The sequence below is a fragment of the Neochlamydia sp. AcF84 genome (assembly GCF_011087585.1).
Classification (GTDB): domain Bacteria; phylum Chlamydiota; class Chlamydiia; order Chlamydiales; family Parachlamydiaceae; genus Neochlamydia.
In genome coordinates this window covers 55477-70051 of the sequence record NZ_VJOT01000040.1, presented here as the reverse complement: position 1 = coordinate 70051, position 14575 = coordinate 55477, and the positions used below count along the sequence as shown (strand labels likewise).

The 14575-nt window shown below is 38.5% G+C and carries 13 protein-coding genes; 6 read left to right on the top strand and 7 right to left on the bottom strand.

The features are described from left to right. From NEOC84_RS04050 to NEOC84_RS04035, 4 genes are all read left to right on the top strand, one after another. A partial coding sequence (locus tag NEOC84_RS04050) for an integrase core domain-containing protein (RefSeq protein ID WP_166154362.1) occupies nucleotides 1–538 on the top strand: 538 nt, incomplete at its 5' end. Between the two features lie 286 nt (nucleotides 539–824). Next, nucleotides 825–1019: a hypothetical protein gene (locus NEOC84_RS04045; protein WP_242678184.1), complete on the top strand. Its 195-nt coding sequence runs from the start codon at nucleotides 825–827 to the stop codon at nucleotides 1017–1019. Nucleotides 1020–1066: 47 nt separating this feature from the next. Then, entirely contained in the window at nucleotides 1067–1237 is a 171-nt protein-coding gene (locus tag NEOC84_RS04040; RefSeq protein ID WP_166155541.1) for a hypothetical protein, read from the top strand. 1275 nt (nucleotides 1238–2512) lie between these two features. Then, the gene (locus NEOC84_RS04035) at nucleotides 2513–2707 is read left to right on the top strand and encodes a hypothetical protein (protein WP_166155538.1); all 195 of its coding nucleotides are present in this window, start codon (nucleotides 2513–2515) and stop codon (nucleotides 2705–2707) included. A 345-nt stretch (nucleotides 2708–3052) separates the two neighbouring features. Here NEOC84_RS04035 and NEOC84_RS04030 read toward each other — a convergent pair whose 3' ends face one another. Next, a complete protein-coding gene (locus NEOC84_RS04030) occupies nucleotides 3053–5740 on the bottom strand; it encodes a DEAD/DEAH box helicase (protein WP_166155535.1) in 2688 nt (895 codons plus the stop codon). Between the two features lie 76 nt (nucleotides 5741–5816). Between NEOC84_RS04030 and NEOC84_RS04025 the strand changes: the two genes are divergently transcribed. After that, complete coding sequence (locus NEOC84_RS04025; protein WP_166155532.1) at nucleotides 5817–6644, top strand: hypothetical protein; 828 nt, start codon at nucleotides 5817–5819, stop codon at nucleotides 6642–6644. 81 nt (nucleotides 6645–6725) lie between these two features. On the opposite strand, the gene NEOC84_RS04020 is transcribed toward NEOC84_RS04025, so the two are convergent. Together NEOC84_RS04020 and NEOC84_RS04015 are read right to left on the bottom strand one after the other, a co-directional pair. Beyond that, the gene (locus NEOC84_RS04020; RefSeq protein ID WP_166155529.1) at nucleotides 6726–7688 is read right to left on the bottom strand and encodes a rhodanese-related sulfurtransferase; all 963 of its coding nucleotides are present in this window, start codon (nucleotides 7686–7688) and stop codon (nucleotides 6726–6728) included. 22 nt (nucleotides 7689–7710) lie between these two features. Then, the gene (locus tag NEOC84_RS04015) at nucleotides 7711–8571 is read right to left on the bottom strand and encodes a hypothetical protein (protein WP_166155526.1); all 861 of its coding nucleotides are present in this window, start codon (nucleotides 8569–8571) and stop codon (nucleotides 7711–7713) included. Between the two features lie 882 nt (nucleotides 8572–9453). Here NEOC84_RS04015 and trxA point away from each other — a divergent pair. Then, a complete protein-coding gene (gene trxA, locus NEOC84_RS04010) occupies nucleotides 9454–9774 on the top strand; it encodes a thioredoxin (RefSeq protein ID WP_166155523.1) in 321 nt (106 codons plus the stop codon). A 118-nt stretch (nucleotides 9775–9892) separates the two neighbouring features. On the opposite strand, the gene NEOC84_RS04005 is transcribed toward trxA, so the two are convergent. The 4 genes from NEOC84_RS04005 to hisS all read right to left on the bottom strand — a co-directional run bounded on the left by NEOC84_RS04005 (nucleotide 9893) and on the right by hisS (nucleotide 14559). Continuing rightward, complete coding sequence (locus NEOC84_RS04005) at nucleotides 9893–10360, bottom strand: tRNA (cytidine(34)-2'-O)-methyltransferase (RefSeq protein WP_166155553.1); 468 nt, start codon at nucleotides 10358–10360, stop codon at nucleotides 9893–9895. A 76-nt stretch (nucleotides 10361–10436) separates the two neighbouring features. Beyond that, nucleotides 10437–11294 (bottom strand): FKBP-type peptidyl-prolyl cis-trans isomerase, encoded by an 858-nt coding sequence (locus NEOC84_RS04000; protein WP_166155520.1) that lies wholly within the window; start codon nucleotides 11292–11294, stop codon nucleotides 10437–10439. A 19-nt stretch (nucleotides 11295–11313) separates the two neighbouring features. Beyond that, entirely contained in the window at nucleotides 11314–13101 is a 1788-nt protein-coding gene (gene aspS, locus NEOC84_RS03995) for an aspartate--tRNA ligase (protein ID WP_166155517.1), read from the bottom strand. Nucleotides 13102–13110: 9 nt separating this feature from the next. After that, the gene (gene hisS, locus NEOC84_RS03990) at nucleotides 13111–14559 is read right to left on the bottom strand and encodes a histidine--tRNA ligase (protein WP_166155514.1); all 1449 of its coding nucleotides are present in this window, start codon (nucleotides 14557–14559) and stop codon (nucleotides 13111–13113) included. Nucleotides 14560–14575 lie beyond the last annotated feature (16 nt).

Below are 14575 nucleotides of genomic sequence, written 5' to 3'. Positions count from 1 at the left end.
TAAAGGTGTGGGACGCATTTATCAACAGACAGTGATCGATACCTATTCTAAGGTAGCTTTTGTCAAACTATACGATAGAAAAAATGCGTTGGTAGCAGCGGATATGCTGAATGACCAAGTCATTCCCTGGTTTGAAGAGCAAGATATTCGTGTCTTAAGAATATTGACCGATCGTGGTACAGAGTACTGTGGAGCAAGAGAGCATCATGAGTATGAACTTTATCTGGCCATTGAAGACATTGACCATTCTCGCACTAAAGCTCGGCACCCTCAAACGAATGGAATCTGCGAAAGGTTTCATCAGACCATCCAGAACGAATTTTATGCCACAGCTTTTAGGAAGAAAGTGTTTAAAAATGTTGAAGAATTACAAGAGGATGTGGATAAATGGATGAATGAGTATAATAACGAGAGAACACATACAGGAAAGTATTGTTTTGGCAAGACGCCATTACAAACATTCTTAGATGCAAAACATCTTGCGCAAGAAAAGATGTTAGATAAGTTACAACTGACAGAAATAGTACCTGCCAGGTAACTCATGTTTGTCAGGTCAAGTACTGTCTAGGACATATAAACTTTATCTGCCCATGGAAGATATTAGTTATTTTCGCCTTAAGGTCAGACATCCTCAAACCAAGAAAAACGGAATCTAAATAAGTGTACTTGCGAGAATCTAGGCGTCTAGCGATATCCTCTATAAGCAATGTCGCTTTTATAAGTTATTATCTGTGAGAGAGATATAAGATTTTTTTTCTTTTAGATAGATGGCATGCCTTTTGCATTAAGGAAAGTATATCACATCTTTAATGAGGGAGGTAGTTATGACTAAAGCAGAATTAATTAAAAAGATTGCCGTGTTAGAATCAGTGAATGATCAAATGTATTCTGAACTCTGTGAAGTAGATCGTCTGATGCGTCTTGTAGGTTTTGAAGGGGGACTGGAAACCGTTAAGCTAACTGCCCAAGAACTCTATCAAAGCGAGCATGTTGGTGAAGAAGGGGAAGAAAACCTATAAACCAGGGGAATGAAATTAAAAATATTTATCCCATAGGAAGGTAGTAGATGAAAGTTCAAGATAGTTTATATGTCTGGATTGAGGGGAATGAAGATAAAAAAGAGAGAAGAGCTCTTAAGTCATTACAAAAACGCCATATAAAAAGAATGGGCCCTTCTCTTCACATTAATCTTTTTACCTGCCTGCTCCTTAAAGAGCCTGCTAATTCACCAAAATGAGAAAGGATGACTACTTCAGCTTTTAAAAAAAGAGAAATAAAAACAATGGCTGGTGCTTTTTCATGTCATATAGAGAGAAGGGCTTTGCTCCAAGTTAAAAAGAGAAAAGAGCCTTACAAAGCACATGCCTCTAACTTAATTTGGTAGCTTGAATATAGGGACTATCTTAGCGGCTAAATTGCCTAGTTCATACGGCTGGCTAAGAGTAGCGCTTAAGGCCAAGATAAGTTTTTAATTTTCCCAAAAGCTTTTGTGTATAGATATGACGGGTTGGCTTCAGGCCCTCACCCACAAACATTTGCTAGCACTAGTTGTAGGAAATGTGATTGCTTATGGATGAAGAGCTTATCAAAATGGCGTTACTCTAAAAGTGCTAGTTGGTCAGAAGATTCATTGCTTAGCGAGTGATCAAGGATCAACTATTCCTCAAATTAAGGGAAAGATCAAACAGTATTGCTTAAGCTCATTGGCTCCGTAATAGCCAAGGGCCAGCAAAACAGCACCATACATCTTTGAGGGGTGCACGGTGTCTTGGAACCCTATATGCTAACTTGCAAGCTGCTTTTAAAGATAAACACCCTCTAGAAAAAGGCCAAATTAGCCAGTGTGCTTAGACGGGGGGTACCCTAAGGGGTGTTGTCTACAAGAAGGATGACAAGCGCTGCCGTGCTGGATTAGCACTCATAAGTTGCGGAAGTTTTTCCACAAACTTTTAAAGCAGATCAAACATTTTCGTGTCTACTTGAGAGATCTTGCTATTTCTATAGCCCATGATGCCGCCGAAGAATCTTTAAGAAATCCTGTCATTGTATGTAAGGTATATCTAGATAGCCAGTCAACCTAGGCAAAAGATGGAAGAAAGTTCTACCTAGTTCTAACGCAAATCTTTATCGGCAAAGTAAATTTATGTTAGATCTTCTGGCAAACGTGATCCCTGCAGTACGTACCAAGCAACCCATATTTTCTAAAAAGCCTTTTATATTCCATGAACGCTTAAAAGAACTGCTCTTTAGTTTTCGTGTGGATAAATTTAGCTATAAATATTAGCCCTTAAAGATTAGGGAAGTAAAACAATCTTAAGAAAATAACCCCCTAAAAAGGGGAAATTGGCTAAAAAGACGAATGCTTTTTTTAAATAAGGGACTTTAAATTGGCTGGCTATTTTTATAATGCTTTAAAAGTGAAAGAGATAAATAAAATTTTTCTCTTTTTAAACGAATGGCATGCCTTTTGCATTAAGGAAAGTATATCACATCTTTAATGAGGGAGGTAGTTATGACTAAAGCAGAATTAATTAAAAAGATTGCCGTATTAGAATCCGTAAATGATCAAATGTATTCAGAACTTTATGAAGTCGATCGTCTGATGCGTCTAGTAGGTTTTGAAGGAGGATTGGAGACGGTTAAGCTAACCGCTCAAGAGATCTATCAAAGCGGGCATGTTGGAGAAGAAGGGGAAGAAAGCCTATAAACCGGTGCCATGCCATTAAAGGTATTCATTCACTGGGGAAGAGCAAATAAGGGCTTAAAATGATTTACATCCAGGGGTCAATCCATAGGAAAAGAAAAAGGAGATAAGGCTCCTTTAAGCCCCTAATTGAATCCTAAGTTAAAGGTATGCATAGACTTCCCTACTTTTTTTGCCTGCTTAGCTCCTTAAAGAGCCTATTAATTCACCTAAAGGAGAGAGGGTGGCTACTTTAGCTTTTAAAAAAAGGAAATAAAAAAAAGGCTAATGCTTTTTCTTATTCTAGGGAGTAAAGAAGGGCTTTGCTAGCGTCAGCACAGGGAAAACGTTACAAAGTAAGTACCTTACTTAATTTAATAGATAAGTTAAATCCTGTAAGGTTAATTGAGCAAAGGATCCTTCTTCTTCAAAAAGAGTCTCTATCATTGACTTTTTTTGCTCTTTTAAGCGCATGATTTTTTCCTCGATAGTTTCTATAGTCACATACCGCTTAGCAAATACAGGCGTGTTTCTTCCAATGCGATGAGCTCGGTTAATGGCCTGCTTTTCAGCAGCTTCGTTCCACCACGGATCAAAAATCATGACATGATCGGCTCGGGTTAGATTTAAACCCGTTCCCCCTGCTTTTAAACTAATAAGAAATAAAGGAATATCGGCATTCTCTTGAAACTGGTTAACAACCTTTTCACGATCTTTAGTAAGGCCATCTAAATAAACAAAGCTCCACTGCCTTGCTTTAAATTCACGAGCCATAAGATGCAGCATGGAAGTAAATTGGCTGTAAATCAATACTTTATCTTTTTCTGCCAGCGCGTTGCTCACATCCTGCAAAAAAGCCTCCATTTTTCCGCTCGTGCATTCTAGCTGTTCATCTTCATTTAATTGAGAGGAAATTAAAAGAGGATGACAGCAGATTTGCCTTAATCTTAAAATAGCTTCAAATACCTCCAAGCGATGCTTTGACAATCCCTCCATATTTATTTTGGTAAACAAATGGCTTTTAATTCCTGCTAAATAGCTATCATAAATTTTTCTTTGAGAGGGAGTCATCTCTACCCATACGGTTTGTTCAATACAGGCGGGAAGATCTTTGGCTACTTCTGCTTTCTTTCGGCGTAATACAAAAGGATGAATTTTTTTCTTGATGTTTTGTAAGTAGCGGCTATCTGATTGGCTTGCTTTTAAACCAGCACAAAAGTCTTTCTCCTCGCCTAAAAGTTCGGGCATGAGGAAATGAAAGTGGGACCATATTTCTCCTAAATGATTTTCGATAGGCGTGCCGGTTAAGAGTAGGCGAAAGTCTCCTTGTAATTGATAAGCTGCCTTTGCTACTTGAGTAAGGGAGTTTTTAATCGCTTGAGCTTCATCTAAGATAAGGGCAGCAAATTCAATAGGAGCTAATAATGCTAGGTCAAGGCGCATCGTAGCATAGGATGTTAAAATAATAGTATCACTAGCTAAATCCTCTTCTGTCAGTGCTCTTAATGGGCCATGATGTAAGATAATCTTTTTGTGGGGGAGAAAACGCTCGATCTCTCGTTGCCAATTAAATATCAAGGAGGTAGGCATGACAATCAATACAGGCTTAAAATGCTCTAACTGAGACAAAAAAGCTAAAACCTGCACGGTTTTGCCTAGGCCCATATCGTCGGATAAAATTCCATTAAAGCCATAATGCTTTAAAAAGTTTAACCAGTTGAGGCCTTGTTGCTGATAAGGACGTAAGGAACCTTGAAATAAAGGGCTAGGATCTATAGAAGGAAGTTCAGCCAAGGTTTGCAGCTCAGTTTTTAATTTGCTTGTCGCTGCATCTAAAGAAAGATGAGAGGAAGCTTGAAAGAAGTTCTCTAAAACTCCTACTTGATGTTTTTTTAGCTTTATACCTTCCGTAACAATTTCCCCTTCTTTAAAAAGAGTAGGAACTCCTTCAAGTTCCCATTTTTCGGGAAGTAAGCCTATAGCTTCTTCGCCAATTTGAACAAAACGCTCACTTTTATTAAAAGCTCCTGCTACTTCTTGAAGAGGAGCTTGGTAAGTATCAAAATGAAAGGTTCCGCGCGTGATGATCTCTTTTCCCTTCATAGAAATATCTAAATGGCTGTGAGTCAAAAGATAAACTTTTTTTCTCTGGTAATCTTTAATATGCCATCCAATCTCTAATAAAAATGTTAATGACTTAGCTACTTGATCAAGAGGGCAATAGTAGTGAGAGTGGCCGACTAATTTTTGGATAAACCCTGTCTCTAAAAGATCTTTCTCCCAATTCTTTTCAGCCCCAACGTCGCGCTTGTGAGCGTTAATATTTTTATCATGAAAGGGCCATTGCTTATCCTCACCATAATCCATCCACAGGTCTGCAAAAGCCCCAGAGCGATCTTTAAGGATCAGCAGAGGCAACGGTTGCTGAGCCTGCTGATCCTGTTCCTGTTTACTGTCTGTATAGACAATCCGCGCAAGAGATTCTACATCTGCATCTGCTGCTCTTCTGCTTTCAAGTAAGTAGCTTAAAGAAAACTCAAGAGGTTCGTAATAAATCTGCTTAAGTTCTTTCCAGGTAACCTCCGTATGGATAAGCTTAAGAATATTTCCTTTGATGAACCAATGGTTGGACCCTCGGCAAATAAAATCGCAAGCTGATAGATTAAACTCTTGGTCTAGATACTTTAGCATTCCATGCGCCCTCTGATCATGAATGCGATAATAAAATTCTACGGGCGTAAAGAAATCGCAGATAAGTTTCTTTCCATTATAAAAAAGCTTTCCTGAAGCTGCCAATAGCTTGAGAGCTTGAATGGATTGGGTATAGGGAATTTTAAGATACCCATCCACTAGCTTAGCATCTCTTAAGCTAAGAATGCGCTGAGGATCTTTATCTTTGAGAGTTGCCCATTGGCTCCAGCGGGTGGTCGTTACAGGGGAGTTAAAAGAGTGAAGAACTGTGTTAAATCCTTCATGGCGTACTTCTACAAGCGCTACGGCTAACAATCCTTCTTTCTCTGCTGCTGCTTTATCAATGCTATAAGCTATTTCTGGCATAAATATTTTACTAATTGTTTATATCATAAAGAAAAGATATACTAAATTTTTCTACAGATAAATCATAACAGGTTTTATGAATAAACTTAAAATGTGGAATGAGCATTCAAGCTGGAGCGAGGCTGAACAGGCTTGGGATGAACGTGCTAGCAAAGCAGCAAAAGAACATCCTATTAAGAGGTTAAAGCAATTGCCTGCTATGCCTGGAATAACCAAAGAGACCTCTAAAAACCTTAAATGGAAAAGCTTAAAGTGGATGATTACCCAAGATCATCAAGGTGCTATACGTAGAGGCTTTTTTAAACATCCTTTAAAATATGGATGGGCCTTTTTAAAATCTATTTTAAAGCCTAAGCCCTATAAAAAAGAAGGCGATTTCTTTTATTATGGCCTTCAGGATGAAGAACAGTTTAAAATGCTGTTAAAACAGCCTAACACTTTACTAGTTTTAGGGTTTTCTTATTGCCATAAACCTTTTGAATGCCCATCTGGCCGTTTCACCGATCAATGTATTCATGATCCTGCCCATGCTGTCTGCCAACAATGTTTTATTGGTAAAGCGGTCCATGCCTCTAAAAAAGAGACGATTATCCCTTTATTTATTCCTACTATTCATTATATAGGAGGAAAAATCTTTGAAATCGTCCATCATTATCCTGAGAAACAAGTTATTTTTATGATTACTGCTTGCGAAATGACGTTAGAGATGTTTGGCGATTGGGGCAATATGGTAGGCCTTAAGGGCATTGGTATACGCCTAGATGGCCGCATCTGCAATACCATGAAAGCTTTTGAACTGTCAGAAAAAGGTATTAAACCTGGCTTGACAGTCGTACTAGAAGAAACGCAAAAGCGTATGCTAAGCCTTATTAGATATTGCCTGGAAAATAAAGAGAAAATCTAGGCATTTCCCTTCATTCCTAGCTTATGAATAAAATATATATAAATAAGTTCAAGCCTTCAAGCGTTTATATTTATTTAAAGCCTATTTGGGAGTGTTAGAAGCTATATTTATATATTTATGCTTTTTCCTAAAAGGTTTATGCGGTCTATCTTCTTGAAAAGGACGTACTCGTTCCGCCTGTTGACACTGCTCTTGGCAACACCCTAAATACTTTTTTGAACATTCATTACAACATATAAATAAATCGTTACAATCCATATTGGCACAATTTAAATAGGTATCACAAGGTTGGTTACAATGATGGCAGGTGGCGATAGTCTTTGTCTCTTCCTTGCTGATAGGTACAGTCAAGCGATCATCAAAGACGAAAAGTTTGCCTAACCAATAATCGCTACCTTCTTGTAAACCATAATTGATGATGCCTCCTTCTAATTGATAAACTTTATCAAAACCTTGTTTAATAAGGATGGAAGAATAAAGTTCGCAGCGAATTCCTCCGGTGCAGTACATCATCACGGGAGTTTTTTGAGGATCTATTTTCTCTTTAAGATCTTCGACGTAATGTTTGAAATCTTTAAAGGTTTCACAAGGAGGAAGTTCTGCTCCTTCAAAGTGGCCAACTTTCCACTCATAATCATTCCTTACATCAATGAGAATATGGTCGTCTTTTTTTTCCAGCATCTCTTTCCATCGTTGAGGGGAGACATGTTCACCGCGCTTACTCAAATCTATTCTTTCATCCACAGCTACCAGTTGCTTGCGATATTTGACAGTACAGCGCGGAAAAGCGTGTTCATGGTACTCATGAAGCTTAAAATGCATGTCCTTAAATTCTGGCCTAGCATGCATCCAATCCATATAAGCTTGGCCATCTTCCCGAGAGGCTGACATTTGGCCGTTAATTCCATTTTCTGAAATATATATACGGCAAGTGACATCGCGTCCCTCAAAGAACTTTTTATGGGCGGTTACTTCTGCGTGTGGATCAGGTAAATGGGGAAAATGGTAATAGGCTAAGACAAGATAAGGTAGGGAGTGTGACATATTAAAATTAAGGAAAAGGGGGTTAATATTTTAGTTTACTAATCCAAGAGGACCACTTTTGCTCGAGGTTAGGATTGTCTAGGCAATATTTATAAAAATTTTTCATAAACTCCAGCCTTTCAAAATGGTAAGGGTATCTCCAGTCGTTTACTTCAAAAGGCACTGTTAAATCTTTGCCTCCAATCAGGGCATGGCGTTTAAGGATATCTTTGAAAGAAACCTTTGAAGCATTGCGGATCATGTCGTACATAGCAATCAAGGCTGTGCTTCGCCCTCTACCCGCAGCACAATGAAAGTGGAGCCAGTAACCAGGATTTTCGGGGGTCAAATGATAAGCCTTTATAAGTTCGATGAAACGATCGACTTGCTCATCGCCAGGTTTAACATGATCGGTCAACGGAAGGCGTACATGGTGAATTCCCATTTTGCAGATTAAATCATTCTCTGTATAAACTTCTTTAACATGCACAGTAGAGGAAGGATTAAAAGTATATTTGTCATGAAGATGCACCTGCTTATTTCTTAACAGCTTTTGCAATCTTTCATTTTCATCCCACTGAATTTCTTCAAAAGTTTTTTCTTTATTATGCCAGTTTCTCTCGCCATACCAGCTCACTGCCATGCCATTGATAAAACCATGGGATTCTTCACGTAAATCAATAACCATAATGCGGTTATAAGGAATAGTCTTTAAAATTTGAAGAAGGCCATTTGCCGAAAACTGTCCGCTTGCCGAAGCATTTAAATTGAGAAGACCCTCGACTGAGGGAAGAGAAGGATTGCTGTGCTTAGCTAGATAACAGGGCGTAGTCATCCGAAAATTTTTGGGAAGATCTTCTAAATTCTCCATATTAAGGATTAAAGGGATTTCTTTTATGGGCATTAACCTATCCTCATTAGCACTTAAGGTGAAGGAAAGTAGGAAACAAGTAAGATGAATAAGCGTAAATATACGTTCTGATATCATTAAAATGGCCACCAAACGGTTGAAAAGATAATAATGAAAGCTTTTGTAAAACTCAACATATATCTTTTGAATTTAAAGATTGGATTAAAGGAATTTAAAAATCATAAAAAGCCTTTCGCTGCTTTGTCTATATAGCTAAGCTAGCCATAAGAAGCCTGTTTTTTCAGCTTTATAAGATGGCGGGATGATTAGGTGCCTTTACTTAAGCAAAATTTAAGGATACACTCCTTCATTGCCATTTAAGCTGTGAAGTCCTAAGGCATTAAAAAAGTTAATGCTTAAATTTTATGAAGTTTTTAATCAAAAATTAAAAAAAATGCATAACAAAGGTGATAAGTAATCTCTCCACCCTGATAAGAGGCTTTTTTGTGTTTTTAAGAGAAGGGAAAACTTTTTACGAAGAAAGCTTTTAAAGATTAAATAAAATCTTAAAATTTTTAATGATATTTACTTCTCATTTTGAAAAAAAACACTCCCGCTTACTGTGAATTTTTTGGCAAAAAAGCCCGTAAGTTGTCCTCAGCAAAAGAAAATGTAGAAGAGAAGCCCTTAAGATAAGCAGCCCTCATTCTCTTAAAGTAGACAAGTCCAAAGCTCTAAGCGAACAATACCTTCTAATTATGAAGGCTACCTATACTTTTAAGAGCTAAAGCTTTTATCCATTAAAGAAATTTAAGTTTTTTAATGCTCTTGCTTTATAAAAAAATTCTCTTGTAATCTTTTTTTTGAACCTCGCTCAAAAATAACAGCATAGGATAAGATACATTTGAAGATGCCATACATTTTAAGGAGAATTGCATGTCAGAACATTTAAAGCATTTAGATGATGATAACTTTGGAACCACTATAGCAACAGGCGTGACTTTGGTAGATTTCTTTGCTGATTGGTGTGGTCCTTGTAAGATGATAGCCCCTATAATTGAAGAATTAGCAGGAGAGCTGGCCGAACAAGCTACTATCGCTAAGGTAGATATTGAAAAAGCTCAAAAAGTTACAGCTCAATATGGTGTAACTTCTATCCCTACACTTATCGTTTTTAAAGAAGGCAAGGAAATTAAACGCTTTGTAGGAGTAAAATCTAAACAAGATCTTAAAGAGGCTATTACGGTGAGCCTTTAAATTTTAAAAGAGGGTAGGTGTAGCTCATCTATTCGTTTAGGTAGAAAAGAGTAAAGCAGACCACTTTAGTGGGGGCCCTTTTGCCCTGTAAGGCAAAAAGGCTCGCGCTCTAGCCTAATTAATTTTTTTTGTCTTTTGCTTGCTTAAAATGATTTTGCCTCCAAGCTTCATAGACAGCTATTCCTACGGAAGTGGCTAGATTTAAGCAACGCACTCCCTCAATCATAGGAATGCGTACAAAGCGCTCTGGCCATTTTTGGAAAAAGATAGGCGGTAATCCTGCTGTTTCAGAACCGAAAATAAGATAATCATTAGCTTGATAGTTCACTTCCGTATGTAAACGGGTGGCCTTACTAGAGAAAAAAGTAAAAGAGTGGCAAGAACTTTCTAGCAGCTCCTCTAGGTTTTCAATAAGTTGAACATTGACGCCTTCCCAATAATCTAAACCCGATCTTTTGAGCCATCGATCACTTATACTAAACCCCAAGGGGGGAATTAGAACAAGGTCGTTGCCAGTTACTGCGCATGTGCGTACAATATTGCCAGTATTTTGAGGGATGCAGGGTTGATAAAGAACTACTTTCACAGGATATAAATATAGAGGGTAGAAGATGTAAAAAGGCTGCATATTTACTGCTATGCAGCCTTTTTATTTTATAAATTTATTTTTTTGAGTCGGTTGCTTCGCTTTCTTCAAGTAAAAGCATTTCTTCCTCAGTGGCCTCAGGGATATCTTTCAAATTTTTTGTATCTCCTTTAGCTTTTACTACCTCAACTTCAAAAATAATAGCTGAATTGGGGGGTAGCTGGCCTGTTTTACCAAATCCTAGATCTGGATGGACAAATAAACGTCGTTTTTCGCCTTCCTTCATTCCATTGATTCCTTTGCTAAAACCTGCGGTTGTCTGGTCTAAGGGAATGGTGACCGGTCCTCCTGTGGCTTCAGAACTATCGAAAACAGTTCCATCAATATATTTGGCCGTATAGTTAATACTAGGAGTTCCATGCTCATCTACAGCCGTGCCAGTGCCTTCTTGTAGGATTATGTATTGCAGTTTTCCTGGCACAATTGTTTGTACATTAGTTTCTTGAGCATTTTTTGCCATAAAAGCTTCCGCAGCTTTCAAATTATCCTCTGATAACTTGGCAAAAGCCTGCTCTTGCACTTTAAACATAAGAGCTTCATATTCTTGATCGCTCATGGGTCCAGCCTTACCTTCTGCTCCATCACGCATGCCTTTGATAATGCTATCTAAATCAAAGGCTACCCCAGGGCTTTTTAAGTTTTTGCCGATGAAGTGACCAAAAGCTTCAGATAGCTTTTTCATGTCGACTTCAGTAGTAGAACTGGCGTGGCTATTGGCATTAGGAAGAGAGTTTTTCGCTGAATGAGACGTTGTATCTTCATGAGCAACTAAAGTTCCTAGTATAAGAGCGGTACTAATACCGGCCAAAGTTAAAAGTTTTGTTTTATTTAGCATAGCGCGATCAAACCTCCATTCTTTTTGAATATACAACACGTTAGGTTAATTACCTAAATTATGTCCACGAAAATCCAGGTTCTTCGATGGTTAATTTAAGATCTTTTAATTGCTCAGAGGAAACGTTTGCAGGACATTCAAGCATTAAATCGCTAGCTTTTTGAGTTTTAGGGAAAGCGATCACATCACGAATGTTTTCTGTTTGGCTTAGGATCATAACAATGCGGTCTAATCCTAGAGCGATTCCTAAATGGGGAGGAGTTCCATAGCTAAGAGCCTCAAGAAAAAATCCAAATTTAATTTTTAGCTCTTCGGCGGATAATTTGAGAAGCTCAAATATTTTCTTTTGCAAGTCACTATTATGAATGCGCTGAGAGCCTCCTCCAATTTCATAGCCGTTAAGCACAATATCATAGCCTGATGAACGTACCGCTAATGGATCTGTATCTAATAGAGGCAAATCATCTGGATGAGGGGAGGTAAAAGGATGATGTTCACTGACTAACCGTTGGTTGTCTTCATCCCAAGCAAATAGGGGAAAATCTGTCACCCATAAAAATTCTAGCTGATGGGGTTTAATTAAATTTCTGTCTCGACTCAATCGTCGCCTTAGATGGTCTAATGCTTGGTTAGTACGAGATTTAGAATCGGCGATCATGAAAAGAAGATCGCCATTTTCCATGCCCATTCTTTGAATAAGTTCTTTCTGCAGCTCCTTAGAGAAAAACTTGGCAATGCTGGAGGATAATGTTCCTTCTTGCATTTTCATCCAAGCGAGCCCTTTTACTCCTAGACGTCCCACAAAATCAGTATATTCATCGATGTTTTTACGCGAAATATCCTGGCCGCCTTTAACACATAAACCTTTTACCGTGCCTCCACCGTTGATTTGCTCTTGAAAAACAGCAAAGGTCGATTGGGCAGCCAGGTCTTGCAGCTCAACTAGTTCCATGCCAAAACGCATATCTGGACGATCGGTGCCGAAACGTTTCAGGCATTCTTGATGGGAAAGACGGCGAAAACCCATAGGAATATCCATTTCATTACAAGCTTTAAAAATTTTATTTAATAAGCCTTCAATGAGAGGGATGAGATCTTCTGCTGTTCCGAAGCTCATTTCTAGGTCTATTTGGGTAAACTCTGGCTGGCGATCTGCACGTAGATCTTCATCACGAAAACAAGGGGCTATCTGAAAATAACGATCCATGCCAGCTACCATTAATAGCTGCTTAAATATCTGCGGAGACTGAGGAAGAGCAAAGAAGGACCCAGGGTAAATGCGAGAAGGGACTAAATAATCGCGGGCTCCTTCAGGGGTGGATTTTCCTAAAAGTGGGGTAGAAATTTCAAGGAATCCATTTTCATCCAGATAATGCCTTGTCGCTAACATCGCTTGATGCCTTTTAACAAGCCTGTTGGCGATCTCACCACGTCGAATATCAAGGTAGCGATATTTAAGACGTAATTCCTCATTCACTTCAATCTGTTCATCGCAGATAGAAAAAGGAGGTGTCTTGGCTTTAGAAAGCAATTCAATTGTAAGAACTTGCACTTCAATTTCCCCTGTGGAAAGCTTTAAATTTGCCATGCCTTCTTGCCGGGGGATAACTGTTCCTTGAATGGCGATAACATACTCTGAGCGTAGCTTTTCGCTATCCCTATGAGCTTGAGGATTTTTTTCAGGATCAAAAACCAGCTGGGTAAGGCCAAATCGATCACGCAAATCAATAAATATTAAGCCTCCATGATCCCGGCGACGATGAACCCATCCGGCCAAGGTAACCGCCTGCCCAATATTTTCTTTTCGTAAGCTGCCACAATTAAATGTGCGGCGATAAGTAACCATATAACTCCTCTAACAATCAGTAATTTTTTTCATTTTTAACATTGTCTCTTTAAGGCCCTCTACCATTTCTTGAGTGCTTTCTACTTTATGCTCTAGTTTCTGGATAAAAAATTCCACAGCGTGAGAATTTTTTAAAGATTGACTAATATCCATTATTAATTTCAAAAAATCCTCATTTTTAAAATCAAGCCTTAAGATTTTTGCTAGGTTGTTTAAAGGAATTTTTACGCTTTCTCCTGAATGCATATTTTTAAGGTTAACTTCTTGGTTTTTAAGCTCTTCTTCCCCTATAATGACCACATGTTTTGCCTGTAGCTGATTCGCATAGTGCATGACCTTGGCTAATTTTTTACCGCTCAAATCCATGTCACTAGGAATGCCATGGAGACGCAAGTCCTGCAAAAGAGAAAAACACACTTCTTTAGCTTGTTCTCCCAGAGGGATAAGAAAAACCTCTAAAGCCGGAGCAGGTGGGATCCAAGTTTGTTGCTTTAACATGGTTTGTAAAATTCTTTCAAGGCCCGTTCCAAATCCTATAGTAGGCAGATCGGGTCCACCCAAGGTTTTCATTAAACCATCATAGCGACCTCCTCCTCCTACACTATTTTGAGCGCCTAACTCGCCAGAAGTAATTTCAAATACAGTTTTATTATAGTAATCAAGGCCACGTACAAGCCTTGGGTTAATAGAATAAGGAATGTGGAGCTTATTGAGGAGGCGTTTAACTGCTGCAAAGTGTGTAGCACTCTCTTCGTCTAAAAAGTCTAATATATGAGGAGCATCTTTTATAATGGCTTGGTCTTGAGGCTCTTTAGAGTCAAAAATTCTTAACGGATTGAGGGTAAAACGCCGCTGACTATCCTTAGACAACTGCTCATAACGGCCCTTTAGATAAGCTTGCAAAGAAGCTTTAAATAATTTGCGGCTTTCTGGATTGCCTAAAGAATTAATATGAACCTGTAGATTCTTTAATCCCAATTTTTGATAGACATTATAAACTAAATCGATAAGTTCGGCATCTTGCTCTGCCGCTGAAATTCCTATTGCCTCAGCACCAAATTGATGATGCTGACGATAACGCCCAGCTTGAGAGCGCTCATAACGAAACATAGGCCCTATATAAAACATCTTATGGATAGGGGCTTGAGTATGAAGTTGATGCTCAATAAAAGCTCGAATGACAGGAGCTGTTCCTTCAGGGCGTAAGGTAAGAGATCTATCTCCTTTATCTTGAAAGGTATACATTTCTTTGGAGACGATATCACTTGATTCACCTACTCCTCGTATAAACAGTTCAGTTCTTTCAAAAATAGGAGTACGTATCTCTTTATAACCATACGAGGTAGCAGTCTCCCGTATAATATTTTCAATATAATTCCATAGGTAGGAATTACGCCAAGGCTCTTCTATACTTATAGGCAAAATATCAAACACGCCGGGTGCTGAGGGAATGGTCATGGTAAAAGATCTCCTG

Bases quoted from the DNA above. Each gene is read 5' to 3' on its own strand.
- NEOC84_RS04045 (WP_242678184.1), top strand. From the start codon at position 825: ATGACTAAAGCAGAATTAATTAAAAAGATTGCCGTGTTAGAATCAGTG.
- NEOC84_RS04040 (WP_166155541.1), top strand. From the start codon at position 1,067: ATGAAAGTTCAAGATAGTTTATATGTCTGGATTGAGGGGAATGAAGAT.
- NEOC84_RS04035 (WP_166155538.1), top strand. From the start codon at position 2,513: ATGACTAAAGCAGAATTAATTAAAAAGATTGCCGTATTAGAATCCGTA.
- NEOC84_RS04030 (WP_166155535.1), bottom strand. From the start codon at position 5,740: ATGCCAGAAATAGCTTATAGCATTGATAAAGCAGCAGCAGAGAAAGAA.
- NEOC84_RS04025 (WP_166155532.1), top strand. From the start codon at position 5,817: ATGAATAAACTTAAAATGTGGAATGAGCATTCAAGCTGGAGCGAGGCT.
- NEOC84_RS04020 (WP_166155529.1), bottom strand. From the start codon at position 7,688: ATGTCACACTCCCTACCTTATCTTGTCTTAGCCTATTACCATTTTCCC.
- NEOC84_RS04015 (WP_166155526.1), bottom strand. From the start codon at position 8,571: ATGCCCATAAAAGAAATCCCTTTAATCCTTAATATGGAGAATTTAGAA.
- trxA (WP_166155523.1), top strand. From the start codon at position 9,454: ATGTCAGAACATTTAAAGCATTTAGATGATGATAACTTTGGAACCACT.
- aspS (WP_166155517.1), bottom strand. From the start codon at position 13,101: ATGGTTACTTATCGCCGCACATTTAATTGTGGCAGCTTACGAAAAGAA.
- hisS (WP_166155514.1), bottom strand. From the start codon at position 14,559: ATGACCATTCCCTCAGCACCCGGCGTGTTTGATATTTTGCCTATAAGT.